The 25,035-nt window shown below is 68.6% G+C and carries 22 protein-coding genes and 3 pseudogenes; 13 read left to right on the top strand and 12 right to left on the bottom strand.

The annotated features are described in order from the left end of the window. From A5696_RS28135 to A5696_RS26485, 3 genes and pseudogenes are all read left to right on the top strand, one after another. Positions 1–284, top strand: a pseudogene (locus tag A5696_RS28135) (TetR/AcrR family transcriptional regulator); the annotation flags it as partial. A 65-nt stretch (positions 285–349) separates the two neighbouring features. Beyond that, a complete protein-coding gene (locus tag A5696_RS26490) occupies positions 350–2,128 on the top strand; it encodes an NAD(P)/FAD-dependent oxidoreductase (protein WP_067884206.1) in 1,779 nt (592 codons plus the stop codon). A 53-nt stretch (positions 2,129–2,181) separates the two neighbouring features. After that, positions 2,182–3,753, top strand: a complete 1,572-nt coding sequence (locus A5696_RS26485) for an NAD(P)/FAD-dependent oxidoreductase (RefSeq protein ID WP_082969156.1) — start codon at positions 2,182–2,184, stop codon at positions 3,751–3,753. Positions 3,754–4,158: 405 nt separating this feature from the next. Here the strand turns inward: A5696_RS26485 and A5696_RS28760 are convergent. Then, positions 4,159–4,350, bottom strand: a pseudogene (locus A5696_RS28760) (helix-turn-helix domain-containing protein); the annotation flags it as partial. A 79-nt stretch (positions 4,351–4,429) separates the two neighbouring features. On the opposite strand from A5696_RS28760, the gene A5696_RS26480 reads away from it, so the two are divergent. Next, positions 4,430–5,710 carry a cytochrome P450 gene (locus A5696_RS26480; RefSeq protein ID WP_082969147.1) on the top strand — a complete coding sequence of 427 codons (1,281 nt, stop codon included), beginning with the start codon at positions 4,430–4,432 and terminating at the stop codon, positions 5,708–5,710. Between the two features lie 11 nt (positions 5,711–5,721). On the opposite strand, the gene A5696_RS26475 is transcribed toward A5696_RS26480, so the two are convergent. The 5 genes from A5696_RS26475 to A5696_RS26455 form a co-directional block, all read right to left on the bottom strand. Next, positions 5,722–7,122 (bottom strand): DUF2252 domain-containing protein, encoded by a 1,401-nt coding sequence (locus A5696_RS26475; RefSeq protein ID WP_067884202.1) that lies wholly within the window; start codon positions 7,120–7,122, stop codon positions 5,722–5,724. 36 nt (positions 7,123–7,158) lie between these two features. Further along, a complete protein-coding gene (locus A5696_RS26470; protein ID WP_067884201.1) occupies positions 7,159–7,983 on the bottom strand; it encodes an SDR family oxidoreductase in 825 nt (274 codons plus the stop codon). A gap of 35 nt (positions 7,984–8,018) precedes the next feature. Then, the gene (locus A5696_RS26465) at positions 8,019–9,323 is read right to left on the bottom strand and encodes a sodium:proton exchanger (RefSeq protein ID WP_067884200.1); all 1,305 of its coding nucleotides are present in this window, start codon (positions 9,321–9,323) and stop codon (positions 8,019–8,021) included. Between the two features lie 354 nt (positions 9,324–9,677). Continuing rightward, the gene (locus A5696_RS26460; RefSeq protein ID WP_067884197.1) at positions 9,678–10,493 is read right to left on the bottom strand and encodes an SDR family NAD(P)-dependent oxidoreductase; all 816 of its coding nucleotides are present in this window, start codon (positions 10,491–10,493) and stop codon (positions 9,678–9,680) included. After that, a complete protein-coding gene (locus A5696_RS26455) occupies positions 10,494–10,907 on the bottom strand; it encodes a nuclear transport factor 2 family protein (protein WP_067884196.1) in 414 nt (137 codons plus the stop codon). Positions 10,908–11,109: 202 nt separating this feature from the next. Between A5696_RS26455 and A5696_RS26450 the strand changes: the two genes are divergently transcribed. Continuing rightward, positions 11,110–11,970 (top strand): helix-turn-helix domain-containing protein, encoded by an 861-nt coding sequence (locus A5696_RS26450; RefSeq protein WP_067884193.1) that lies wholly within the window; start codon positions 11,110–11,112, stop codon positions 11,968–11,970. Positions 11,971–12,059: 89 nt separating this feature from the next. On the opposite strand, the gene A5696_RS26445 is transcribed toward A5696_RS26450, so the two are convergent. Continuing rightward, a complete protein-coding gene (locus tag A5696_RS26445; RefSeq protein ID WP_067884192.1) occupies positions 12,060–12,632 on the bottom strand; it encodes a carboxymuconolactone decarboxylase family protein in 573 nt (190 codons plus the stop codon). 131 nt (positions 12,633–12,763) lie between these two features. Between A5696_RS26445 and A5696_RS26440 the strand changes: the two genes are divergently transcribed. From A5696_RS26440 to A5696_RS26425, 4 genes are all read left to right on the top strand, one after another. After that, entirely contained in the window at positions 12,764–13,717 is a 954-nt protein-coding gene (locus A5696_RS26440) for a LysR family transcriptional regulator (RefSeq protein WP_067884189.1), read from the top strand. Between the two features lie 113 nt (positions 13,718–13,830). After that, complete coding sequence (locus A5696_RS26435) at positions 13,831–15,219, top strand: MmgE/PrpD family protein (RefSeq protein WP_082969154.1); 1,389 nt, start codon at positions 13,831–13,833, stop codon at positions 15,217–15,219. Positions 15,220–15,284: 65 nt separating this feature from the next. Further along, a complete protein-coding gene (locus tag A5696_RS26430) occupies positions 15,285–16,046 on the top strand; it encodes a DUF2127 domain-containing protein (protein WP_067884184.1) in 762 nt (253 codons plus the stop codon). A 35-nt stretch (positions 16,047–16,081) separates the two neighbouring features. Further along, positions 16,082–16,927: an SDR family oxidoreductase gene (locus A5696_RS26425; RefSeq protein WP_067884183.1), complete on the top strand. Its 846-nt coding sequence runs from the start codon at positions 16,082–16,084 to the stop codon at positions 16,925–16,927. Between the two features lie 335 nt (positions 16,928–17,262). On the opposite strand, the gene A5696_RS26420 is transcribed toward A5696_RS26425, so the two are convergent. Continuing rightward, the gene (locus A5696_RS26420) at positions 17,263–17,850 is read right to left on the bottom strand and encodes a CGNR zinc finger domain-containing protein (protein ID WP_067884180.1); all 588 of its coding nucleotides are present in this window, start codon (positions 17,848–17,850) and stop codon (positions 17,263–17,265) included. Between the two features lie 84 nt (positions 17,851–17,934). On the opposite strand from A5696_RS26420, the gene A5696_RS26415 reads away from it, so the two are divergent. The 3 genes from A5696_RS26415 (at position 17,935) to A5696_RS26405 (ending at position 20,128) form a co-directional block, all read left to right on the top strand. Continuing rightward, the gene (locus tag A5696_RS26415) at positions 17,935–18,627 is read left to right on the top strand and encodes an SDR family oxidoreductase (protein ID WP_067884177.1); all 693 of its coding nucleotides are present in this window, start codon (positions 17,935–17,937) and stop codon (positions 18,625–18,627) included. A 240-nt stretch (positions 18,628–18,867) separates the two neighbouring features. Further along, positions 18,868–19,320 carry an SRPBCC family protein gene (locus A5696_RS26410; protein WP_067884174.1) on the top strand — a complete coding sequence of 151 codons (453 nt, stop codon included), beginning with the start codon at positions 18,868–18,870 and terminating at the stop codon, positions 19,318–19,320. Between the two features lies 1 nt (position 19,321). Then, positions 19,322–20,128 (top strand): SDR family oxidoreductase, encoded by an 807-nt coding sequence (locus A5696_RS26405; protein ID WP_067884173.1) that lies wholly within the window; start codon positions 19,322–19,324, stop codon positions 20,126–20,128. A 1-nt stretch (position 20,129) separates the two neighbouring features. Here the strand turns inward: A5696_RS26405 and A5696_RS26400 are convergent, their stop codons facing one another. The 3 genes from A5696_RS26400 to A5696_RS26390 form a co-directional block, all read right to left on the bottom strand. Beyond that, the gene (locus A5696_RS26400; RefSeq protein ID WP_082969146.1) at positions 20,130–20,873 is read right to left on the bottom strand and encodes a class I SAM-dependent methyltransferase; all 744 of its coding nucleotides are present in this window, start codon (positions 20,871–20,873) and stop codon (positions 20,130–20,132) included. 105 nt (positions 20,874–20,978) lie between these two features. Continuing rightward, positions 20,979–22,364 (bottom strand): adenylate/guanylate cyclase domain-containing protein, encoded by a 1,386-nt coding sequence (locus A5696_RS26395; protein ID WP_067884171.1) that lies wholly within the window; start codon positions 22,362–22,364, stop codon positions 20,979–20,981. A gap of 61 nt (positions 22,365–22,425) precedes the next feature. Beyond that, positions 22,426–23,001 (bottom strand): TetR/AcrR family transcriptional regulator, encoded by a 576-nt coding sequence (locus tag A5696_RS26390; protein WP_067884168.1) that lies wholly within the window; start codon positions 22,999–23,001, stop codon positions 22,426–22,428. Positions 23,002–23,099: 98 nt separating this feature from the next. Between A5696_RS26390 and A5696_RS26385 the strand changes: the two are divergent. Next, positions 23,100–24,023 (top strand): annotated as a pseudogene (locus tag A5696_RS26385) (oxygenase MpaB family protein); the annotation flags it as partial. Here A5696_RS26385 and A5696_RS26380 read toward each other — a convergent pair. Continuing rightward, on the bottom strand, positions 24,023–25,000 hold the full coding sequence (locus tag A5696_RS26380) for an amidohydrolase family protein (protein ID WP_067884164.1): 978 nt from the start codon (positions 24,998–25,000) through the stop codon (positions 24,023–24,025). The pseudogene A5696_RS26385 and the gene A5696_RS26380 overlap by 1 nt on opposite strands. Positions 25,001–25,035: the final 35 nt, after the last annotated feature.

The following is a 25,035-nucleotide window of genomic DNA, read 5'->3' as shown; positions in this document are numbered from 1 at the left end:
GCGAGTTCCCGGACCTCGCGGCTTTCGAGTGGGCGATCCGGGCCGAAAGCCTGCTCGAATCCCAAATCGACGGCGGCGCGGGGTTTCAGGCGTTCCGCGCCATCATCGACGGCATCCTCGAGGGCGGCCCTGACGGCGCCTCGAGGGGCGCGTCCGAGGCGGTCTATTCGCTCATCTACGGCCTCACCGAGCTGGGCGCCTCGCTGCCGCCGGACGACTACCAGGCGGCCCTGCGCTCCGCCAAGCGGCTGATCCGGGGCACGCTGTTGGGCCCGAGGCCCTGACGGCCCCATTGATATGATCAATTGATTGATTATATAGTCGGGGCCACGATGAAAAGGCCGGTGCCGTGACCGAGACCGTCGGCGTGACGTTCGACGTCGACGCGCTGCGGCGCAGGTACGCCGAGGAACGGGCCCGGCGGCTGCGCCCGGATGGCATCGCGCAATACGTGGAGACGTCGGGCGCCTTCGCCCGATTCGCCGAAGACCCGTGGGTGGACGGCAACTTCACCCGCGAGCCGCTCGCGGACGAGGTGGACGTCGCGGTCATCGGCGCCGGATTCGGCGGGCTGTTGACGGGTGCCCGGCTGCGGGAGCTCGGTGTCGACAGCGTGCGGTTGATCGACCGGGCGGCCGACGTGGGCGGCACCTGGTACTGGAACCGGTACCCGGGGATCGCCTGCGACGTCGAATCGTACGTGTACATGCCGCTGCTGGAGGAGCTCGGCTACATCCCGACCGACAAGTACGCCAGGGGCTCGGAGATCTTCGCCCACTGCCGGCGCATCGCCGAGCGCTACGACCTTTACCGCGACGCGTGCCTGCGAACCGAGGTGCACGAGATACGTTGGGATTCACCGGCTTCCCGCTGGGTGATCCGGACGAACCACGGCGACGAGATGCGGGCCAGGTTCGTGTCCATGGCCAACGGGTACCAGGCCAAGCCGAAGCTGCCCGGGATCGACGGCCTGGGCCGCTTTCGCGGCAAGGCCTTCCACACCAGCCGGTGGGACTACGGCTACACCGGCGACACGCTGGAGAACCTGGCCGGGAAGCGGGTCGGCATCATCGGCACCGGCGCCACGGCGGTCCAGTGCGTCCCGCACCTCGCCGCCGCGGCGGGGCACCTTTTCGTTTTTCAGCGCACCCCGTCCTCCGTCGACGTGCGAGCCAATCGGCCCACGGATGCCCAGTGGGCCAACGCGTTACGGCCGGGCTGGCAGCGCGAACGCATCCGCAACTTCCAGGTGCTGACGGCCGGCGGGCAGGCCGACGAAGACCTCGTCGCCGACGCGTGGACGAGCATCACCCGCAAGCTCCCGGTCATGCGCCATGACGGCGACGGCTCGCCGGCCCCCAACATCGAGCTGGCCGACTTCGCCAAGATGGAGGAGATCCGGGCGCGGGTCGACCAGATCGTGAGCGACCCCGCCACGGCCGACGCACTCAAACCCTGGTACGGCTATTTCTGCAAGCGGCCCTGCTTCCACGACGAGTACCTGCAGACGTTCAACCGCGACAATGTCACCCTGGTCGACACGCGGGGCCGCGGGGTGGAGCGCATCACCGAGAACGGCGTGGTCGTCGACGGGGTGGCCTATGAACTGGATTGCCTCATTTTCGCCACCGGCTTCGAGGTGGGCACGGACTACTGCCGGCGCACGGGATTTGAGCTGATCGGCCGCGACGGGGTGACACTGACCGAGCGCTGGAGCGACGGCGTCCGCACGTTTCAGGGCCTGTGCGCCAACGGTTTTCCGAATTGCTTCATCGAGAGCATCGCGCAGGCCGGGCTGACGGTGAACTTCCCGTACCTGCTGGACGTGCAGGCCGGCCACGCCGCGTGGATCATCGCGTGGGCGCTGGCCCGTGGCGTCACCGAGATCGAGGCGTCCCCCGCGGCCGAGGCCGCCTGGGTCGACATGGTCGTGGCCCGCTCGGCCGCGACCGCGGAACGGGCACGGACCTGCACCCCGGGCTACTACAACCGGGAAGGCAAGGCCGACGCCAAGACTCGGCAGGGCAGTTTCTTCATCGGAGCACCGACCGAGTACGCCGACATCCTTCAGGCGTGGCGGGCGAAAGGGGAGATGGAAGGCCTCGAGATTCGCGGGGCAGGTCGGTGAAGTACGTCCTCGGACGCGCCCGGGCGGCGACGCGGCGTCGGCCCTCGCCGAAGGTGGCGATCATCGGCGCCGGCTTCGGTGGTCTCGGCGCGGCGGTGGCGCTGCGCCGCGCTGGCATCGACGACCTGGTGATCATCGAGGCCGGCGACGGGGTCGGGGGCACCTGGCGGCGCAACACCTATCCCGGGGCCGCCTGCGACATCCAGAGTCACCTGTATTCGTTTTCGTTCGCGCCCAACAAGTCCTGGAGCCGCACCTACGCGCGGCAGCCCGAGATCCTGGCCTACCTGGAGTCGGTGGCCGACGACTTCGATCTGCGTCGCCACCTCATGCTCGACACCAGGGTCGACATTGTCCGCTGGAACTCGGATACGTGGCAGTGGGACTGTCGGCTGGAGCGCTCCGGGCGCACCGCCACATTGTCCGCCGACGTCATCGTCTGCGCCGTGGGTTTGTTCGGGTCGCTCAAGCTGCCCGACATCGCCGGCCTGCGCGACTTCAGCGGCACGCTCATGCACACCGCGCAGTGGGATCACAACCTCGAGTTGGTCGGCAAGAAGGTGGCGGTGATCGGCACGGGAGCCAGCGGCGTGCAAGCCGTTCCCGAGCTGGCCAAGATCGCCGACCGCGTGACGGTGTTCCAGCGCACCCCGCCGTGGATGGTCCCCAAGGACGACCGCCCCTACAGCCCAACCGAATTGGCGCAATTTCGGCGCAACCCGCTGGCTACCCGCCGCACCCGCTGGCAGATCTGGAAATTTCAGCACGACAACACCGCGACCTTCGCCGACGACCCCGTCGTCACCGCGCGCAGCCAGATCGCGACGTCGTTTCTGGAGCGCACCGTGGCCGACGAGCGGCTTCGGCGGGCACTGACGCCGAACTACCCATTTCGCTGTAAGCGGGTGCTGCTCGGGGACGACTACTACCGGGCTTTGCAGCAAGACCATGTCGACCTGGTCACCGACCCCATCGACCACGTCACCGAGAAGTCGGTTGTCACCAAGGCCGGCCGGGCCGTCGACGCCGACGTGATCGTGCTGGCCACCGGCTTCGAGACGTCCCGTTATCTCTCGGGGATCGACGTCATCGGGATCGGCGGAAAGCGCCTGCACGAGCGCTGGGGCGCGGACCCGAGCGCATACCTGGGCGTGGCCGTCGCGGGCTTCCCGAACTTCTTCATGCTCTACGGTCCCAACACCAACCAGGGTGGCAACTCGATCGTCTACATCCTCGAGGCCGGCGCGCGCCTGGTGGCCAGCGCGGTGAGTCGGGTGGCACGCCGCGGTGGCTACGTCGACGTGCGTCCGGAGGCCGAAAAGCGTTACAACGAGCGGCTTTCCGCGGACCTCGAGCGCACCATCTGGACCCGGTGCGACAGCTACTTCCGCTCGCCCTCGGGCCGCATCGTCACCCAATGGCCCTACACCGAGCTGGAATACGCCCGGCGTACCTGGCGCCTGCGGCCACGAGACTGGTCGCACCACTCAAGAGGTGCTCCGCCGCTTTCGGGGCGTCCTCGGAACGTCGATCTTCGCGGCTTCCTCGGTAGCGATTCTCCCTGCCACATTGTCGATCGCCCTGCGGAACGCCTGCATGCCGAGACCGATTCCCAGGGAACGTAATTGGACGGTCTTTTCGGCGATCGCGGGCCAGTCGTCGATGGGTAGCCCGTCGTGCAGGAACGGCTCCCAGATTTCGTCGCGATAGAGGTCGACGAACGCCTGCATGCTCGCGATCTGGTGATTGGTCATGTGGGCGAGCGCGCCGGCGACCTTCTCCAACGGCAGGCCGGTGGCGACGAGCTTCTCGACGTAGTCGAACGTTCTGGTGTCGGTGATGACGAGCAACTCGTCGTTGACCACCTCGATCAGCCCGCACTCTGCCAGGTATCGCTCCGCGTCGGCGCCGAACTGTTCGGCCAGGTCGACCCGTTTCATCTCCATCGACCCGGTGAGGTTGGCGGGGCCGAGCGCTTGCGAGGTCAGCCGGCGTAACTCGGGTGCCGATTCACCGGACTGGTCCAGAACCCGCCGGATGACGTCGAGCGGAAATCCTTGTGCTCGAAGCGATTTGATGCGTTCAATGTGTGAGATGTGGTCGTCGTTGTAAATCCCGATCCGACCGCGGCGCTGTGGCGGTGGCACCAGGCCGTTGGTTTGCCACTCGCGAATGTTTCGCGCCGTCATATCGACGCGGCGCGCGAGCTCGTCGATTGTCATGTCCACAGCAGGTAACCCATTGTCGATTACGGAGATTTACGTTACGGTCCGTTACGTAACAATACAGGACAGGTGATCGATGACGCTCACTGACGGGGTTCGCTTCACCGGCTCTGCGGCGCGCACGCTGGCCGGCGCCGTGTTGGCCAATGCGGCGGGCGCCCGCCGGCGCGCGCCGATCGATGCGGCCATCACGGCATACGACCCGCTGGACGCGGCGACGGCGGCCCAACCACACTCGGCCTACCGCCGATTGCACGCCGGCCCTCGAGTGCAGTACAACCCGAAGCGCAGGGTGTTTGTCCTGAGCCGTTTGGACGATGTCCGGGCCGCCGCTCGCGACGACGCCAACCTGTCCAGTGCCGAAGGGCCGATGTTGACCCGGATACGCACGCCCATCCTGGTCTCGCTCGACGGCGAGAAACACTCCCGGCAGCGGCGTCAGGTGCTGCCGGCCTTCACCAGGGCCGCGCTTGACAGCTGGCGTCCGATCATCGACCGGTTGGCCGCGGAGACGGTCCGCGACGTGTTGGCCAACCCGGGTTGCGACGTGGTGCAACGGCTGGCGATCCCGATGCCGGTGCGGCTGATCGCCCAATTGCTGGGTGTTCCCGACACCGACGTCGACGATTTTCGGCGGTGGTCGGAAGCGTCGGTACAGATCACCGATCTCGACCTGTCGGTGCGCGGCGCCCGCAAGCTCGCCGGCTCGTTGCGCGGCTCCTGGGCGATGCACCGCTATTTCACCGGGCAGTTCGCCGTGGGCGGACTGAAGGGCTCCGACACGATCCTGGGCCGGCTGCTGGCTGAGAACGCGGCCGGCTCCCTGCCCGACCGCGAGCTGTTCTATTTCGCGATGCTTCTGCTGTTGGCCGGCAATGAGACCACCACCAATCTTCTCGGCGGCATGTTCGACACCCTGGCCGCCCACCCGGAGCAGTATGAGCTGCTACGCGCCGACCCCGACTCGGTACCGATGGCGGTCGAGGAATTGCTGCGCTATCTGTCACCGGCGCAGAACGTGTATCGCACCGCACTCAACGACTACCGGGTCGGGGACGCCACGATTCCAGCGCGTTCCCGGATCATGCTGTCGATTGGGGCCGCCAATCGGGATCCGCTGGCGTTCGACGAACCCGACGCGTTTCGGGTGCATCGAAATCCCACCCAGCACATGACTTTTGGGTTCGGCGCGCACCTGTGTATCGGAGCGCAATTGACTCGCATGGAGGCCCAGGCGGTGCTGCGTGAGCTCGTCACGCGGGTCGACCGGATATCCGTGGTCGGTGCACCCCGCTGGTCTACCAACAGCCTGCTGCGCGGCCCCACGCGCCTGGCGGTCCGACTGACTCCCGCGTGAGGTCCCAGCCGCTATCGGCGCGGGTCGCCGGCCACCTCGATGTCGCCGGCCGCCGCCGCCGCGCGCAGTTGGTGAAAGTCGTCGAGCGACTTGTCGGCGTAAGCATAGGACCACTCCGCGATCGCCTGGTGCACCGTGTCGTTGGTCCCGACGTACCCGCGCAGGATCGAGGCATTGGCGCTCTGCGAATGCGCCCTCGCCAGCAACACCGCGCACGCCACGACGTATTCGCCGAACGTGGACGCCGACATCCCTGCCACGTCGATGCTGCCCTTCATGTCATGGAACTGGCGGACGTAGTAGTCGCGGCCGTCCTTGCGCGTGGCCCCGAGGAACACATCGGACATCGCCTGCAGAATCACCTGACCGTCGATGACCCGCACCCCCTGGCCGTGCGCCTCGACGGCCGCCTTGAGGCTCTCCGGCTGCGCCCAACCGCCGTATTCGTCGAGCACCGACCGGGTGGCCTCCTTGATCTGCAGGATCAGCGGCGTGCCGTTGGGCCCCACCAATATGACCAGGTAGCAACGGGTCCCGACGCTGCCCACGCCGACCACCCGCAGCGCGACATCCGTGATGCGAAAGTGCGACAACAACAGCGCGACGTCGGACGGGACGGCGGTCAGGTACTCCCTGACCGCCTCCACCAACGGCGCCTCGGTCTCCTCGTCGACGTGCTGCAGCACGGGGGGATCCTCCCGCAGGCGCGGGGTTCCGTCGCGCCCGACCTCGGTGATTTTCCTGAAGACTCGCGCCGACGTTCGGCTGCGCGCCCGGGATATGGTTTTTTGGATGACCGCCTGCAGCCCCTTGGACACCTTCCCGGTGTAGTGCTCGGGTTCCACCCGGAGGTAGTAGCGGTCCAGGACGTCCATCTCCTCGAGCATGGCCTGCAGGCTCTTCTGGTAGCCGGTCACGGCCTCCTCGACGCAACGGCGGATGGCGTCGTCGGGATAGCCGGCATGGCGCCCACCGACGATGGCGCTGGTGATCAGGCGTTTGACGTCCCACTCCGCGGGGGCAACGCCCGCTTCGTCGAAGTCGTTCAGGTCGAAGACGATCGATCGGTCCGGCGCGGCGTACAGGCCGAAATTCACAACGTGGGCGTCGCCGCAGCACAGGATTTCGATGCCGGTCGAGGGGCCGGCGCCGAGGTCGGCGGCCATGACCGCGGCCGAACCCCGGTAGAAGGAGAACGGGTCGGCGAGCATCCGGGCGAACCGCAGCGGGACGAGTTCGCTTAGCCGGCCCGCGTTTTGGGCGACGAGAATTTCCGTCGCCGTTCGGCTGGCCGGAGTCAGCTGGGCGAGGGCGCGCCGCGGGACGGTTTGCCGCAGCGCCCGGCCGCGCGCCACATCCTCGCTGGGGACCTCGAGTTCGATCAGGCGATCGCGCAACGCCCGTTGCGGCATCCGATCAGCATAGGCCCGCGCCAACCACGAGGCGTGTCATTCGTTCGCGGGGCTGCCGGCCTTGATGGCCGCGATGACGCCGCCGTCGACGAGGACGTCGGTGCCGGTGATGAACGACGCGTCGGGACCGAGCAGGAAGGCGGTGGCCGCGGCGATGTCGTCGGGAGTTCCCAGGCGGCCGGTGGCGGACATGGCGACCATCGCGCGCATGCCTTCACCGACCGGGGATGCCAGTTCCTGCTGACCCATGGGCGTGGAGATGATGCCGGGGCTGATGGAATTGATGCGCGCCCCCCGCCGCCCCCAGTGGCCGCTGGCGGCGCGGACGCGAATGTGGTTGGCCTGCTTGGCGATTGGATAGGCAAAGTTGGGGTCCGTGATGCTGCTGATGAACTCCAGCTGCAACAATTCGCCGGGCGGGTGGTGGGCCAGTGCCCGCTCCTGCTCGGCCGGAAGCGGCGGAAACATGTGTCCCGCCATGCTGGCGATGACGACGCCCGCGCCGCCCGGCGCGACGACGTCGCCGAATTCCTGCAGCACCAGCGCGGTACCCAGCAGGTCCACGGCCAGGATCGCCTCGGCCGGCGCCTGCGATGGGGACAGGCCCGCGGTGTGTGCCACCTGTGTGACGGGACCCAGTGCAGCGGCGTGTTCGGCCAGCGCGCGCACCGATTCGGCCGACGCGACGTCGACGCCGCGGCTCTCGACTTGGTGGCCGTCGGCCGCCAACGATTCGCTGACCGATGACAGCGTCGCCTCGTTGTAGTCGGCCAACAGCAGCGTCTTGCCGGAGCCCAGCCGTCGGGCGATCGCCTGCCCCATGCCGCCCACACCGATGACGGTCAACACTTCGCGAGCCACGGCGCTCCCATAGGTAGTTGTGTCAAGCGGCGATGTTAGAGGCCGTGACCGTCCTCGGCGTGGTGGGGGTGGCCGCTGTGCCGGATGGCCCTCCCGACAAACGGCGCCTTGATGGTGCTCGCCACGTAGCGCCGGTTGACGATCAGCCCGACGACCGCCACGACGGTGTAGATGGCGCAGAGCGCCAGCCGCCCCGGCGTCGAAACGATCGGGAATTGCACCACGAACAGCGTCAGCAGCGCGGCGGCCGAGGCGCGGCTGAACCGCAGCCCGAGGATCAGGGCGACCCCCATCAGGGTTTGGGTGGCGGTCAGCAGCACCTCCTCGACCTGGCGGGAATCGAGCGCAAGGGAAGGTCCGCCGCCGCCGAGAATGTGGGCCAGGGGCAACGAGCCGATCAGCAGCGTCCACTGGTTGACCTTCGAGGAGATCAGTGTGGCGATCGCCGCCGTGCCCTTGCCGCGGGTGGCGAAGATGACCGCGATGATGAACTCGGGCGCCTCGGAGGCCAGCGGGGCCAGCCATTGAACGAGCAGGAACCGGTCGATGCCCAGCTCCGCGCCGGCCGCGACCAGATTGTCCGCAAAAGGCTTGGCGCAGAGCACGATCACCGCGCCCGATGCCAGGAACATCCCGATCACGGCGATGCGCCGGGTGCGATCGGGCAGCTCCCCGAGCGCCGCGGCGGTACCGATGAGGTCGGGCTCCTCCACGTCGCCATGGCCGATCTTGTACAGGTAGAAGCCGAACCAGGCCAGCAGCGTCAGCCCGAGCGCCAGGTGGATCTGCCCGGTCGCCGGCATCACGAACGCCACCACGCCGGCGATCAGCAGGAACCCGAGTTCGACGCGGTTGGCGGGCTCGAGTGCCACCGCGGCGGTCCTGGGTCCGGGTTTGCCGGAGCCCGCCTTGCGGGCGACGACGATGCTGACCAGCACCACGACCGGCCAGCCCAGCCCCATCAGGAGCCGGTTGGAGCCGGTCATGTTGGCGGCGGCGTACTGGGCGTATTCCGGGTTGCGTCCGGACACGTAGGCGTAGTACAGGTCAACGGCGTATTCGGGCAACACCGCGACCAGAGCGAGGGCGGCGATCGCAAGCCCGCCGGCGACGTCGATCTGCGCGGCTTCGGCGGCCCACGCCAGCAGGAAGCTGGCCGCCACCACCGCGGCGCCATAGGTCAGCAGCGCGGCGACCGGATCCAGGTGCAGGCCGACGATGCGGACCACCGCCGCCGGCGCGATGAACGTCGCGGTGATCAGCGCCGAGCGGATCAGCGTCCGCCGCCGCGCGCGTGCCGGCGTCACTGCGGCGGGCCGGTCTGTGGCGAGCATCGTCATCCTTCAACTCAGAGAGGGGTGCCGATCATCGATGGCTCGGGCTCGCGGCCGTGACTTGACCCGCCCGCTCAAACCTACCCGCGATCCCGGAGGCCAGCAACGTTCTCGACCGGTGACGCGCCGACACCCCGCACGCCGTCTTTGCTGGCTGACACGATCTACCTTCAAAGTTAGGGCCAGCTAATCCAAAACTTTGGCAAAGCTTGAGCGCGCACACCGGCCCGGTCGGTTTCGGGTGCGCGCGCCCGACGGACAACCACGTCAACATCCGCTACGACGCGCCGCCGGCCTCCGGGGTTCCGCCGAGCTGAGGCAGCTTCACGGCAGGGCGCCGATCTCCCGGCGCGCGACCGGTCAACCCGGCGGTCCCATCGCCGCGGCGCTCGCGCGCGTCATCAGTTCGACGATCTGATTGCGGGTCAGGGACGACATCATCTGCGCCGCGGCGCGCATGTCCCCGACCATCCAGGTCGGGCCGTTGGTGAGGTTCTCGAAGGCCTCCGCGATGACGTCGTCGACGGCCGCGGCGCCCGGCGGCGCGTCGTCGGGCGAGCTGATCTGTCCGCGACTGTGCTCCAGCTGTCGCAACGCGGGCGTGTCGGTCTTGCCGAGGATGAGGCCCAGGACGTCAACGCCCTTGTCGTGCAGTTCGGCCCACAGCGCTTCGGCGAAGACCATGTCGAACGCTTTGGAGGCGCCGTAGGCGACCATCTTCGGGCCGCCGGCCAGGCCGGCGCCGGAACCGAAGATGACGATCCCGCCGCGGCCTCGCTCGACCATCGCCGCGCCGAAGTGGTGGCACAGCTGCGTCGGCACCATGCAGTTGCGCTGCACGATCGCCTCGGCGGCCTCGATCGGGCTGGCAAGGAACGGCTTGAAATTCGGGTCGGCGCCGGCGCAGTACACCAGGAACCCGATCTCGAGGTCGCCGGTCGCCGCCGTGACCGCTTGCGCCGCGCCCGGCTCCGCGAGATCTAAAGCCAGCGTGCGCGTTTCGACGCAGTGTTGCGAGCTGATCTGCGCCGCAACGTGGTCCAGGGCCGACTGGCGGCGCGCCAGCAGCACCACGTTGACTCCGCGCTCGGCGATTCCCGCGGCGAACGCGGCGCCTAGCCCGTCGGACGCGCCGGCGACGAGGGCCCACGGTCCGTATTTGGTTGCGAACGTCACCTAAGTGCTCCCCACGGTGGTCAGTCGAACCTGGGTGTACCGGCGGCGCGCGATGCGCCATCCGTCTTCTGTGCGGACGAGCTCGTCGTCGTAGAACCCGATCGCGTTGACGCCGGATGTGTTGTCGGCCGACATGATTAGTCCGTCGATGTATGTGCGGGCCGCGGCCCTGTCGCCGTCGACCGTGACGGCGTGGTTGCTCAGCTGGTGCATGGTGTGTCCGGCCAGCCCGTGCACCTGCGCCATGAAGTCGGTGACGGCGTCGACACCCTTCCACGCGCCGATCACGCCGTAGTCGAGTTCGCAGTCATCGGTGAACACCGTCCGGAACAGCGCCCAGTCACGCCGGTCGATTCCGGTGGCGTAACGCACCAGCAGATCCGAAATATCCTGGCGGTCTTCTCGTTCGGTCATGCGACGGCTCCGTTCGGATGTACCACGATGCGCGGCGGGCCGTCGGATCTGCCGGCCGGCTCGAGCGCGTCGGGACCAACGATCGACCTCATTTATTTTCTCGAATAATCGATATATGATCTCGAATCTCGCCGTTACTGTAGGAACCTCGCCGCAAGGGAGTCAAGCCATCCGGGGATCGTCGTCGGCGCCGACCGCCCGCGTGCTCGACGTGGTCGAGCTCCTGGCGCGGTCCGCGCACACCCGGCTGCGGTTCTCGGACATCGTCCGCGAGCTCGGCCTCACCCAGGCGACCGCACACGCGATCCTGAAGACGCTGTGTGACCGAGGTTGGGCCAGTCGCGATCCCGTCGCCAAGACCTTCACCCTGGGTCCCGCGCTGGCCGTGGTGGCCGCGCGGACCGACACCGCGCGCCCGATCGCGCATGCCGCGCGCTCGGCGGCGCTGCGACTCGCCCGCGAGGTGGGCTACGCCGGCTCGGTCGTCGAGCGATTCGGTGACTCGTTGGTGGTCACCGCCTTCGAGGGTGACCCCGCCACGCAGCCGGCGGGCATTCCGGGCGACCGGATCCCCTACGCCCCGCCGTTCGGCGTCGCGCTCGCCGCCTGGGACACCGAGGAGGAACAACGGGCGTGGGTCCGTCGCGGCGCGGGCGACAACACCGACCGGATCCGACGACTCGAACGCGTCCTGGAGCACACGCGGCGGCGTGGCTACGACGTCGACTGGACGACGCCCGCGTTGGCGCAGGCCGTCCAAGTCGTCGGCACGCTCGACAGCCACGAGATGCCGACGCCGGTGCGGCACATCCTGGACCAGCTGCTCGTCGAATTCAGCACCATCGGCTTTCTCTCCGACGACAACCCCGGACGCCGCAAGCAACCGGTGGTCACCATCGCCGCCCCGGTTCTCGACCATCGGGGACGACCCGCCCTGATGCTGGCGGTGCATCCGCTGTGCCCACTCAGCGCCAGGCAGATCCGGGTCATCGGGGAGAAGCTCACGGCGGAAACCGAGGCGATCACGAAAGCCCAGCGGCATACCGTGGATCGCGCCGTTTAAGTTAGCCGTACGGATTGGGGGGTGACCGCGGGATGTTGAGGTGCTGACAAGCGCTGCCCGCGGACCAAACCACCCCGGGAGGCGAGACGTTATGCCTCCTCGCGGCCCGGCACTCCAGCGTCGAAGGCGTTGAGCGTCACGGCAACCATGGAGAAGCAGCCCACCAGAAACACGATCTCGGCAGCCCCGTGCTCGCCGAACCGCGCGACGGCGGCCCGATAGGTGGTCTCGGCGAGAACGCCGCCGCGGTTGAGAGCGGCCGCCATGTCGTAGGCGACCCGTTCGTCGTCGGTCAGATCGGCGGGGCGCTCACCGGCGGCGATCGTTGCGATCTTGTCATCGGGCAGCCCGGCCCGTGCCGCGAAGTACTCGTGCCCGTAGATCTCGTAACGCGCCCCGAATTTGGCGGCGGTGACCAGAATGACCAGCTGATGGACACCGGCGGGCAGCAGGGCATGCTCCCACAGCGATCTGTTGAACGCCCAAGCCGGCGAACCGAATTGGGGGAAATGCAGCCAACCGTTGAACGGCCCGACCAGTGCGCCGTCGCTGCGGTAGGCGACGAGTTCACCAAAGCCGCTGTCGATTACGGCCCGCATGTCGCCGTACAGAACTTGCTGCGCGGCGGTCAAACTGGTCGGCGGCAACAGCGGCAGTCGCATCGAGTCGCTCCTTACGAGATCGCGGTGGTCCAGTCCAGCCAATCGCGAGTAGGACAGCGCGTCCACAACCGGCTTCCGACCAGTAGTAGGTGCTTCTTCCTACCGCAGGTAGAGCCCCCTAAGCTCGCCCTATGGAACTGCGGCAGCTGCGCTACTTCGTGGCGGTTGCCGAGGAGCTGCACTTCGGGCGAGCCGCCAATCGGGTGCACATCTCCGGGCCGGCGCTCTCGCAACAGATCATCGCTCTCGAACGCGAGCTCGGGGCGGAGCTTTTCGCGCGCGACAGGCGCAGCGTCCGATTGAGCGAGGCGGGACTCACCTTGCTGCCCGATGCGCGCCGGATATTGGGCCTGGCCGACGACGCCAAACGTCGGTTGCAGCGGGCGGCCGCCGAGAGTTTCCCGGTCCGGCTGGGTTACGTCAGTTGGCTGCCCGACGACATCACCCGCGTGGTGACGCCTGCCGTGTCGCTGCGACTCGATGAGTGGGTGCTGCCGTCGCACGTCCAGGTCGATCGCGTCGCAGAGGGCACGCTGGACGTGGCGCTGACGTGGGTCACCGCACCGCAGGCGAGGGAGCGGGACCTCACGACGCAGTTGTTGCGCGCCGAGCCGTTGCACGCGGTCCTGCCCGGTGCGAGCTCAGCGGAACCCGTTGCGGCAGCGGACATTGTCGTATTGCTCGACGCCGACGAGTCGGCCTGGTCTTCCTGGAACCGCTTTGCCGGCCAGTTCGCGGCCGATACCGGCGCACGGGTGGTCCGGATCGACGACGGCGGCATCACCGGCGACGCGTTCTACGCACACGTCCACCGCATCGGCGCCCCGGTGCTGGCTTCGCCCAAGCGGCACACCGCGGTAACTCCGCCAAGACTGGGCCGGCGGCCCGTCGCCGACCCGGTGCCGCTCTGGACCTGGTCGCTGGTACACCGCCAAACCGACGACCGGGTCGGCGTGCGGCGCGTCGTGGAATCACTGCTGGAGCTGGCGCGCAACCGCGATTGGCGGACGCCCCCCGCCCGCGGGTGGTGGATCCCGTCAGACGACCCCAGCAGAGGCGTGCTCGACGGCACGGAGCAGCGGTAGGAAGTCTCGTCGAGCACAGGTAGGCAACCGGTCCTGGACGCCGGGTGCGCTGCGGCGCTTAGCTGGTCGCAACGCCGCTGAAGGGACCACAGTTCATGGCACACACCTACGTTGTGGACGAGCTCGCCGGCTTCGTCGTCGGCGCGCGGCCTGCCGACCTGAGCGGGTCGCCGCGCGCATTGCTGAAGCGCAACGTGCTGGACAGCGTCGCGTGCGCCGTCGGCTCCCTCGACGGTGAGCTGATCGGCACGATTCGCGAACACACCGATCAGTTCAGCGGTTTTCCCACCGCCACCCTGGTCGGAGGGGGGCGGGCGTCGGTCGATCAGGCCGCGTTCTTCAACGCGGTGCTGGTGCGCTACCCCGATCTGCTCGACACCTACCTGACGATGGGCGGGCTGTGCCATCCGGCCGACAACTTCGGCGCGATCCTGGCGGTAGCCGAGCACGTCGGCGCTTCAGGGGCGGACTTCCTGCTGGCCCTCGCGGTCGCATACGAGGTGCAATGCCGGTTCAGCGCCCAGGTTCCGGTCATGGCGCGGGGGCTCAATCACGCTCTGCAACTGGCGATGTCGGTCGCGGCCGGATCGGCCAAGCTGCTGGGCCTCGACACCGAACAGACCGCGAACGCCATCGCCGCCGCCGCGGCCGACAACGTCTCCCTGGCGACCGTGCACGCCGAACCGGTGTCGAACTGGAAGGGCGTCTCGCCGGCGGTCACCGGCATGCGCGCGGTCTACACGACGATGTTGGCCGCCCGCGGGATCACCGGGCCCAAGTCGTTGTTCGAAGGCCCGCACGGACTGGTCCAACTCTTCGATCAGCCCATCGATTTCCGCACCGCCGACCGGGCCCTCGCCAGTGTGGAACAGACCTATCTGAAGCAATACTGCTCGCTGATCCACGGGCAGGTCGTCATCGACGCGGTGTTGGCGCTTCGCGGCGACAACGGCCTGCGTGGCGAGGACGTCGCCCGGGTCAGCCTCGAGGTCTTCCAGGGCGCGTACGACTTCGCCGGCGGCGGGGCCTACGGCGGCAAGGATCACCCGCTGACCAAGGAGCAGGCCGACTACAACCTGAAATATCTGAGTGCGGTGGCGTTGCTCGACGGCGGCGTCGGTCCCGAGCAACTCGAGACCGAACGGGTGTTGCGCGCCGACGTGCAGGACCTGCTGCAGCGCGTCGATGTCCGTGCCGCGGCCGACCTGACCGCGGACTACCCGCAGCGGACGGCCGCCCGGGTGCACCTGCTGACCCGCGACGGACGCGAATTCAGTTGCGAGCAAAGCGATTACGAGGGTTCACCGACCCGCCCGATGTCGTGGGATCGCGTCGTCGACAAGTTCGGCTGGCTCGCCGAGCCCTTCTGCGCGGAACCGTTGCGCGACGACATCGTCGCCGCGGTCGACCACCTGGACGAGATGCCCGTCGCCGAGTTCGCCGCCCTGCTCGGCGCGGTGAGCCCCACCGCCCGGCGCCCGCGCGGCGCGGCGCGCTTCTGAGGCCCACCGACCCCTGCTGTGCGCGCCGCCTTGCATCGTTCGCCTTCGGCATTCAAAGATCGGCCATGGGCAAACGTCGCGGGAACAACCGCTGGGAACTTGTCACCTGCGCTGTGGCGGGACACGTCACGTACGCGCCGGACGAGGAACCGCTCGCCGACCGGCTCAGCGGCACCACCGGGCTGGGTGAGGTCTGGCGCTGCCTGCGGTGCGCCGAATTCACCGTCGGTGCGCCACACGGGCGGGGCCGCGCCGAGGACGCGCCGATGGTCATGCGCGGCAAGGCCTTACGTCAGGCCATCATCATCCGCGCGCTCGCGGTGGAACGGCTGTTCCGCGCGGTGGTGATCGGGCTGGCGGCGTATGCCGTGTGGAAGTTCCGCGGCGCGCGCGGGGCGATCCAGGCCACGCTGGACCGCGACCTGCCCATCTTTCGCGCGGCGGGTTTCAAGGTCGATCAGATGACGCTCGTGCACGAGCTGGAGAAGGCGCTCGCCGCCAAACCATCCACGCTGGCCCTGCTGACCGCGATGCTGGTCGGCTACGCGCTGATCGAGGTGGTCGAGGGCGTCGGCCTGTGGTTGCTGAAGCGTTGGGGCGAGTACTTCGCGGTCATCGCAACCTCGGTGTTCCTGCCGTTGGAAATTTACGACCTGGCCAAGGGCATCACGATGACCCGGCTGGTGACCTTCACGATCAACGTGGCCGCCGTGATCTACCTGCTGATATCGAAGCGCCTGTTCGGCCTGCGCGGTGGCCGCAAGGCCTACGACGAGGAGCGCCGCGGCGAGCAGTTGCTCGACGTCGAGCGCGCCGCCGCCGGCTGACAGGCATACTGCCCGACGAGGAACGGAGGTCTTCGATGGGCACCTACGCGATAAGCGGGTCCGCGTCCGGGATGGGCCGCGAAACCGCGCAGCGGCTGCGGGCCGAGGGGCACACCGTGATTGGCGTCGACGTCAAAGACGCCGACATCGTCGCGGACCTGTCGACGCCGCACGGCCGCACGGCCGCCGCCGACGGCATCCTGGCGGCCTGCGGCGGCAGGCTGGAGGGCGCGGTGCTGGCCGCCGGTCTGGGCCCGAGCCCCGGCCGCGATCGACCCCGCCAGATCGCTCAGGTCAACTATCTCGGGGTGGTGGATCTACTCGCCGCCTTGCGACCGGCGCTGGTCACGGCCGAACGCGCCAAAGTGGTGGTCGTCTCCAGCAATTCGACGACGACGGTGCCCGCGGTGCCCCGGCGGACCGTGCGCGCGCTACTCGCGCACGATGCCGACAGGGCGCTGCGGTCCGTGCGGCCGTTCGGACCGGCCGCGCCGACGATGATGTACGCGGCCTCAAAGATCGCCGTCGCCCGCTGGGTGCGGCGGAATGCGGTGCTGCCCGAGTGGGCCGGTTCGGGGGTGCGCCTGAACGCCATCGCGCCGGGCGCCATCATGACGCCGTTGCTGGAAGAACAGCTGGCCGATCCCAGGCAGGCCAAGGCGGTCCGGTCGTTCCCGGTCCCGGTGGGCGGCTTCGGCGACGCCCGACAGCTGGCCGAGTGGATGTGTTTCATGCTGTCGGATTCCGCCGACTTCCTTTGCGGGAGCCTGATTTTCGTCGACGGCGGCACCGACGCGTACTTCCGTGCCGACGACTGGCCCAAGCCGGTGCCCGCGCACCGGCTGTTCGGCTATCTGCGCCGTTTCCGGGGCAAGGTGTGACGAGCCGCGCGTGGCGCCGCGAATGTGGGTGAGGCCACAAGATGCCTTTTCGTGACGTTTACCCCGGCGCGGCGCGGCCGTAAAACGGCCGGGGTGCAATTCAATGAATCGGCGAACCGGCCGAACGGACAAGGGATTTTAGAACCGTGCCAACACTGCAGGACCGGATTGGTCCGCGCCCCATCAACCGCGACATGGTCGCCCCGATCGCGGCACGCGCGTGCGACGCCCTACAGGCCGTGCTGAAAGGCGCCCGACGGCAAGGGGCCTCCGGCCCCCGGATCATGCCCAGGGGCGTCGAGCGCTGCTGACGGCCGGCGCACCGGGCCGGGTGCCTATCCGCGCGCCGCGCGTTCGCGTCGACGGGCGCGGGAAGCCCGCAGGTTGGCGGCGTTGCCGCATGTCTTCACGTCGTGCCACACCCCGCTGTTGTTCTTCGAGCGGTCGTAGAAGGTGGACGCGCACTGGGGGTTGTGGCATCGCTTGATCCGCCGCCAGGTGCCGTCGCGCTGGCTGAGCAGAATCTCACCCCACAGCGCCGACGCAAGCCAGCGCCAGCCCGAGCCGGTGGGTTCCAGGTGCATCTCACCTTTGTTTGACAGCGTCAGGGAAGCCGCGACTGCACCCGGGCCGCGCCCCGTCGGCGGTTCCCCGGCGACGAGCTGGGCGATCGTCTCGCGCAGCGCCCGAAGCTTGGACAGGTCCGCGTCACCGAGCGGCGGTGGCTGCGCGTCCAGCCCGCGCGCGGCTGACCACGCCCGCACCGCCCCGGCGACCCAGTCGTCGGTGAGCGCGCCCTCGGACAACAGGTCCGGCCCGTAGCCCTCGATGCCCGCCGTATTGAGGAAATCCTGAACCAGGGCCAGGCCGCCGGGGGCCGGGACGAGCTGGTACCGCTGTGACGCACGCCATGGTGAAGACATATTCAAACGATACTTGCTTATGTCGTGACAGTCAACTACGGTGACAGAGGCAAAGAAGTTTTGACTACGTCAGAAAGGATCATCATGGTCAACATCAAGGGTTCGACGGTCGTCGTCACCGGAGGGCAGCGCGGGCTCGGCAAGGCCATCGTGGACGAATTCCTGCGGCGGGGGGCGGCCAAGGTGTACGCCACGGCGCGGTCGCCAAGGCCCAGCGAGGATCCGCGCGTGGTGAGCGTCGAGCTCGACGTCACCAAGCCGGATTCCGTTGCCGCGCTGGCTGCTACGGCGACCGACGCCGGCATCGTCGTCAACAATGCCGGCATCATCAGTGGGCGCACGCTGCTGGGCAGCGACATCGAGGAAGTCCGGGCGGTGTTCGAGACGAACTACTTCGGCGCACTTCGCGTCGCCCAGGCGTTCGCCCCGATCCTGGCCGACAACGGCGGCGGGGCGCTGGTCGACATCGCCTCGATCCTGTCCTGGGTGGCCGGCTTCGGCGGCTACGGCGACTCGAAGGCGGCCCTGTGGTCGGCGACGAACTCGTTGCGCGTGGAGCTGGAAAAGCAGGGCACCCTGGTCACCGGCGTGCACCTGAGCTTCACGGACACGGAAATGGCGTCGGGTTTCGACGTGCCGAAGAACACCCCGCAGGACGTGGCGCGGCAGATCGTGGACGGCATCGAGCGGGGCGACACCGAGGTGCTCGCCGACGACGACACCCGCTACATGAAGTCGGCGCTGTCCGGGCCGGTCGAGGCGCTTCGGGTGGGATGACGGACCGACCGACGTTGAATGGCCTGTCCGAAGGCAGATCCCCGTCTCGTGACGGTAGGTCAAGCAGGCCGTGGGGGCCTCACCCAAAAATGGGCTTGCTGCACTTCGGACAGGCCGCCGGGCGAACCCGGCGAGACCATCATCGCGCCCGGCCGGCGGGCGCTTCGACGGCCGAAGGTCCCCGCCGGGCCCGCCGAAAGTCACATCCCGCGGCATCGGCGGGCGTGTTTGGATAGCGACATGGAACCGGAACGCATCGTGAGCGCCACCCGCGTGATCTCGGCGAGCGCCGAGCGGATCTTCGAGCTGATCGCCGATCCCGCCCAGCAGCCGAGCTGGGACGGCAACAACAACCTCGCATCGGCCGCGCCGGGGCAGCGCGTCCGGCAGGTGGGTGACGTGTTCAAGACGACGCTGACGAACGGCGCCGTGCGCGAGAACCACGTGGTGGAATTCATCGAGGGCAGCACGATCGCGTGGCAGCCGGCGGAACCGAAAAAGCTGCCGCCCGGCCACCTGTGGCGCTGGGAGCTCCACCCGATCAACGCCGGCCTGACCAGCGTGACCCACACCTATGACTGGACGGCGCTGACCGACAGCGCCCGGGTGGCCAGGGCCAGTTCGACCACGCCCGGGATGCTGCGCGAGTCGATCGACCGGCTCGCCACGCTCGCCCAGGCCGGCGAGGGGTGACATGGCCCTGCCGCCCCCTGCCAACGACCGTGCCGCCATCGTCACCGGGGCATCGTCAGGCATCGGCGAACAGTTCGCCGAGATCCTTGCCCGGCGCGGCTATCAGGTGGTGCTGGTGGCCCGCAGCGCCGAGCGCCTCGAAGCGCTCGCCGGACGGCTGGGCCCGCAGGCTCACCCGCTGCCGGCCGACCTGTCCGACCGAGCCGCACGGGCGGCGTTGCCCGACGGCGTGGCCGCACTCGGCCTGGTTCCGGACATCCTGATCAACAACGCCGGGTTCTCGACGCTGGGCCTCGTCGCAAAATCCGTTCCGGAGCAGGAGGTCAACCTCGTCGAGGTCGACGTGGCCGCCGTGGTGGACCTGTGCAGCCGGTTCCTGCCGGGCATGGTTGACCGCCATCGCGGCGCCGTCCTGAACGTGGCGTCGGTGGCCGGGTTCGGTCCGCTACCGGGACAGGCGGCGTACGGCGCCGCCAAGGCGTTCGTGTTGTCCTACACCCACAGCCTGCGCGGCGAGCTGCGAGGCACCGGGGTCAGCGCGACCGCGCTGTGCCCCGGTCCGGTCGACACGGGTTTCGGCGAGGCGGCCGGCTTCTCCAAGGAGGAGGCCGAATCTGCCCTCCCGCGGGTGATGTGGGTGCCCGCGGCCAAGGTCGCGCGTGCCGGGATCGACGGGCTCGCGGCGGGCAAGGCCGTCGTCGTCCCGGGTCGCGTCAACCGGGTCGCGTCGGCGTTGTTCCGGGTCGCGCCGCCCGAACTGCTGCTGCCGGTGCTCGCCCGTGGCCACCCGGCGCTGAAACGGAACTGACTCAGCCGTTCTTGCCCCGCACCCACTGAAACGTGCCGTAGTTCTTGACTCGCACGCTGACGAATCCGTTGCTTTCCAGGATGTCGCCGATTTCGTCGTCATCGAACACGTGCGCCCCGACGTTCGGCAGCTTCTGCCAGAACCGCGCCGCCCGGCCGACGGTCGGAACCATGATGGCCAGCCGGCCGCCCGGCCTCAGTACCCGCGCCATCTCGGCGAGGGCCGCCGCCGGATTCGGCACCAGCTGCAGCGCGGCGGTCGAGATCACCGCGTCAACGGTGTTGTCGCGCAGCGGCAGCCGCTGCGCGTCGGCCTTGATGAACCCGACCTGCGGCCCCGCCTCGTTGCGCACCGCACGGGCCAGCATCGGCTCGGAGATGTCGACGCCCAGGGCCAGACCGTCGGGACCGGCCGCGCGTGCCAGCGACGCGGTGACGTTGCCGGGCCCCGAGCCGACGTCCAGCGCCACGCCGCCGGGCGGGATGTCCAACCACTCGACGGGCACCTGCCATGCGCTGATCAGCCGGCGCGACAGGGCTTGTGCGTTGTCGTAGAGCATCGACCCGAGCGGTGAGGCCCAGGCCGCCTGGATCGGACCGGTGTTCCTCGGGACGTCGTCCACGGCAGGCCGGGCGCCGAGCAGATCCAGGTAGCCCTTGCTCACGTACGGATCCGCCGGCGGATCGGTGAGCAGATCCAGCGCTCGGCGCAACGCGGGCGACATCGAGACGTGCACGTCGGTCACGCATGCTCCTTCGGTCAAAAGTCAAGCCGGACAACAGGAATCGATGCGGCCGGATGCCCTCCGGCTTCGGCACGCTCCCGGTGGCAGCCTACGCCGAGCCGTCGGTTACCGCCGCACGGCGGCGCGCTCGCGCACCAGCGAGTGCAGGCGCCAGTGACCCGGCACCCCTTTGAGCGCGCTCTCGCCGCGGTCGGCGAACCGGTGCCGCGAGCCGGTGACGATGTCGCGCACCGTCGAGGAGACCAGCACCTCGCTCGGCTCGGCGAGCGCGGCCACCCGCGCGCCGATGTGCACGGCCATCCCGGCGATGTCGTTCTTCAGGGCGCCGCGCACCTCGACCTCGCCGGCGTGAACGCCCACCCGCACCTCGACGCCGAGCACCCGCACCGCGTCGACGATGTCGTCAGCGCAGGCGAGCGCGGCGCTGGGGCTGGAGAACGTGGCGACGAATCCGTCACCCGCGGTGTTGACTTCTCGCCCCCCGAACCGCTGCAGTTCGTGGCGAATGATGGTGTCGTGGTTGTCCAGCACGTCGCGCCACCGGCCGTCGCCCAGCTCGGCGGCCCGTTCGGTGGAGCCGACGATGTCGGTGAACACGATCGTGGTCAGCAGGCGCTCGGCGTCCGAACCGCCCCGCATGCCGGTGATGAACTCCTCGATCTCGTCGAGCATCGGCCCGGTGTTGCCGACCCAGTACAGGGTGTCGTCGCCCGGTAGCTCCACGAAGCGTGAACCGGCGATGTGCTCGGCGAGGTACCGGCCGTGCGCTACGGGGGTGAACTCGGAGCCGGTGCGGTGCAGGATCAGCGTCGGCGCCGAGACGCGCGGCAGCGTGTCGCGCACGTCGGCCTGGCGGACGGCGATGATCATCGCGCGCGCCATGCTGGGCGAGGCAGCCCGGTTGCCGGCGGCGTCCCACCAGGCCCGGAAGGCGTCGTCGCGCGCGACGCTGGGAGCGATGATGCCGAGCATGTCGAAGCCCTGGTCGACGGCGTCCGGGTCGGTCGCCAGGGTCGTGTAGGGATCGAGGGTCTCGATCTTGGCGCCCATCGGGTAGTCCGGCGCATACAGGGTGCGGGCCGCGCCGTTGATGATCACGAGGCTGCAGACGCGCTCGGGATACTCGGCGGCCAGCACGAGGGCGGTCATCGAGGTGAAGCCCGGCGCCACGATCGTCGCCCGCTCGCATCCCACCGCGTCCATCACCGAGACGACGTCCTTCGCCCAGAATTCCGGCCCGATCACGTCTGTCGAGGGGACGCGGGACGACAGCCCGATGCCGCGCTGGTCGAGCCGGATTACCCGGGCGTACGACGCGAGCCTCCGATGAAAGCGGTACATCGACGGCTCGGCGTCGACCGAGTCGATCGGTATCGACGGTCCCGGCAGCAGCACCAGGTCGATCGCTCCATCGCCGAACACCTGGTAAGCGATGTCCGTGTCGCCGCAACTGGCGTATCGGGTTCGCGGTGCGCCAGAAAACCCCGCCACGGCTATCAGGCTAATTCAGCGCTGTGACACGTCGCTGAACGGCGGCGCCGAGCCGAAGCCGCTAGCGACCGATGATCGGGACCAGGTAGCGCGCCGCGTAGGCACGCACGGCCGCCTCGTTCGAAATGTCGAGCCGGTCGGTGGGAAACACGATGATCCCCAGGGCGACGCGCAACAGGATGTCGGCGATGTTGGCCAGGTCGGCGTCCGCGGCGTCGGCCCCGCAGCGGCGCAGGGTATGCGCGATCCCGTCGGCGAATTGGCGAATGGGGAACGCCTGCGACCGGGAGAACAGGCCCAGCAGCTCCGGCTCGCTCTCGGCGATGCGGGAGTACAGCGGCGAGTCGTGGACCAGGCGCACCCCGAGGGCGAACGCCTCGATCACGGCCTGTTGCGGGTCGCGGCCCGCGGTGGCCTGGTCGAGCGTTCTGAAGAACAGTTCGGCCTCGCGGCGCACCACGCGCTCGAACAGGGCGTCCTTGCTGGGAAACCGCCGATAGATCGTGCTGCGGCTGACGCCCGCGCGGACGGCCACGTCTTCGATGTTGGCGCGACGCACACCGTAGGTCTCGAACACCGCCCGCGCGGTGTCCAGGATCTTGTCGTCCAGATCGCCGTCAAGGTTGCGATTCTGCATGAATGGCGGACCCCCCTCGGCGATCTCGGCGCACCACTGCTAACATGACACAAAGATACGATTTTGTTTCTTTGCACCACAAGCGGGTTGGGGGAGATATGACAGCGCGGCCGGCGCGCCACGATTTCGACACCGGCGTCCGGGAAGCGGTGCCGATACCCGGCGACGGAACGGACGGTGCGCGGCTGGGGCCCGAGTCGTTGATCTGGAAGTTCTACGGCGACCATCGCACCCAGTTCTTCGGGTTCCAGCGCACGGCCGGCGTGGAGAACTGCATCGAGCAACTGGCCCAGGGCGTGCTCGATCACTCGGTGATCTTCAGCGACACGTTGGGGCGGGCCAAGCGGACCGCACCGCCGCTGATGAAGACCGTCTACTCCGACGACCCGCACGAGTGGGGTCGCAAGGTCCGGGATTTCCACAAGCCGATCAAGGGCACCATCAGCGACGGCTCCCGGTATCACGCGCTCAATCCGGAGTTGTTCTATTGGGCGCACGCCACGTTCGTCGACCAGGTCCTCTACACCGCCGACACCTTCATCCGCCGGCTGTCGCGCGCGGAGAAGGAGCAGATCTTCAACGAGGGCAAGGTCTGGTTCGGGCTCTACGGTGTCAGCGACCGCGGGCAGCCGCAGACCTATGACGAGTTCCTCACCTACTGGGACGAGATGCTCGAGCGGTTCGTCCCGCACAAAACCGTCCTGTACGGCACCGGCTACATCCGAAAAGGGATACCGGGCCCGCGGTGGATTCCCAGGCCGGTCTGGAAGATACTGTCCGCACCGCTCAACGCCTACACCCGACTCGTTCTCGTCGGAACCCTGCCCCAGCAGATGCGCGACGTGTGCGGACTGGAGTGGAATGCGAAGAAGGAGAAGCGGTTTCAGCGGTTCGCCGCCGCGGTGCGCGCGCTGAACCCTCTCATCAACCGGCTGCCGCTGGCGTTCGTCTACCTGCCCTGGGCGGCCGAGGCGTGGCGGCGGGCGGGCGTCGACCCGCGCGGGCTGCACAACCACCCGGCTCAGCCGATGCGCAGCAGCCGTTCGGCGTTGCCGTGGGCGATTTTCTCCCGGTCGGTGGCCGACAGCGTCGTCCGCTCGAATCCGTCGACCGCCTCGCGGGAGGACTCGTAGGGATAGTCGACCGAGAACATCACCGCGTCGGCGCCGCACTCGAGCACCGCCCCCAGCATGACCGCAGGCGAGAACACCCCGCTGTTGGTGAAGACGATGTTGGTGCCCAGGTACGCCGAGGGCGCGCGCCGCAGCGGCGCGGCGGGAGCGATGGTGGCGTAGCGGGAATCCAGCCGGCTGCGCTGAAACGGCAAGAACTCGCCCATGTGCCCCAAGATCAGCGTCGCTCCCGGATGACGGTCGAACACGCCGCCGAACAACAGCCGCAGCGCGTGCCCGCTGACCTCGGCCGCCCAACTCCAGGTCGCCCCGTAAAGTTCCGGGCGGCCGTCGAGGACGCGCCAGCGATCAGCGGGCGGCGACCCGGGATGCAGGTACAACGGGACGCCCAGGGATTCCACCGCAGACCACAGTTCGTCGTATGCGGGCGCGTCCAGATAGCGCCCGCCCGGCCCGCTGATGCAGTCGTTGACCAGCCCTCCGCAAAGTCCGCCCTCGGTGACGGCGCGCTCGAGTTCCTTCGCGGCGGCGGCGGGATCCTGCAGCGGCAAGGCGGCGAACCCGCGGAACCGATCGGGATGCCGGGCGATGATCTTCACCAGGTGGTCGTTGGCGAGCCGCGCATTGTTGACCGCCCGCTCGGCGTCGAGCTCCACCTGCAGGCCGGGCGAGGTCAGCGAGAGAACCTGGATGTCGACGCCCGCGTCGTCCATCTCCGCCAGCCGGTATTCGGTGAAATCGGGCAGCCGGCGTTCATACCGCTCGGCGACGTCGGGCCTCAACAGCCGCATCAGCTGCCGATGGGCGGGCAGCAGGTCGGCCAACTCCGGAATGAAAAACGCTTCCTCCAAAGCGATGTAGCGCATCGGCCGTCCTCACTGTCGTTACCGCCGTCATCGTC

The sequence above is a fragment of the Mycobacterium sp. E2699 genome (genome assembly GCF_001666745.1).
Lineage (GTDB): Bacteria > Actinomycetota > Actinomycetes > Mycobacteriales > Mycobacteriaceae > Mycobacterium.
Note: the sequence above shows the minus strand (reverse complement) of the source record. Positions and strands in the feature narration are given on the sequence as shown.

What these genes read in the sequence shown, in the direction of transcription:
- A5696_RS26480 (WP_082969147.1), top strand. Translation starts at nt 4,430, where the DNA reads ATGACGCTCACTGACGGGGTTCGCTTCACCGGCTCTGCGGCGCGCACG.
- A5696_RS26475 (WP_067884202.1), bottom strand. Translation starts at nt 7,122, where the DNA reads ATGCCGCAACGGGCGTTGCGCGATCGCCTGATCGAACTCGAGGTCCCC.
- A5696_RS26465 (WP_067884200.1), bottom strand. Translation starts at nt 9,323, where the DNA reads ATGACGATGCTCGCCACAGACCGGCCCGCCGCAGTGACGCCGGCACGC.
- A5696_RS26455 (WP_067884196.1), bottom strand. Translation starts at nt 10,907, where the DNA reads ATGACCGAACGAGAAGACCGCCAGGATATTTCGGATCTGCTGGTGCGT.
- A5696_RS26445 (WP_067884192.1), bottom strand. Translation starts at nt 12,632, where the DNA reads ATGCGACTGCCGCTGTTGCCGCCGACCAGTTTGACCGCCGCGCAGCAA.
- A5696_RS26440 (WP_067884189.1), top strand. Translation starts at nt 12,764, where the DNA reads ATGGAACTGCGGCAGCTGCGCTACTTCGTGGCGGTTGCCGAGGAGCTG.
- A5696_RS26430 (WP_067884184.1), top strand. Translation starts at nt 15,285, where the DNA reads ATGGGCAAACGTCGCGGGAACAACCGCTGGGAACTTGTCACCTGCGCT.
- A5696_RS26425 (WP_067884183.1), top strand. Translation starts at nt 16,082, where the DNA reads ATGGGCACCTACGCGATAAGCGGGTCCGCGTCCGGGATGGGCCGCGAA.
- A5696_RS26420 (WP_067884180.1), bottom strand. Translation starts at nt 17,850, where the DNA reads ATGTCTTCACCATGGCGTGCGTCACAGCGGTACCAGCTCGTCCCGGCC.
- A5696_RS26415 (WP_067884177.1), top strand. Translation starts at nt 17,935, where the DNA reads ATGGTCAACATCAAGGGTTCGACGGTCGTCGTCACCGGAGGGCAGCGC.
- A5696_RS26410 (WP_067884174.1), top strand. Translation starts at nt 18,868, where the DNA reads ATGGAACCGGAACGCATCGTGAGCGCCACCCGCGTGATCTCGGCGAGC.
- A5696_RS26405 (WP_067884173.1), top strand. Translation starts at nt 19,322, where the DNA reads ATGGCCCTGCCGCCCCCTGCCAACGACCGTGCCGCCATCGTCACCGGG.
- A5696_RS26390 (WP_067884168.1), bottom strand. Translation starts at nt 23,001, where the DNA reads ATGCAGAATCGCAACCTTGACGGCGATCTGGACGACAAGATCCTGGAC.
- A5696_RS26380 (WP_067884164.1), bottom strand. Translation starts at nt 25,000, where the DNA reads ATGCGCTACATCGCTTTGGAGGAAGCGTTTTTCATTCCGGAGTTGGCC.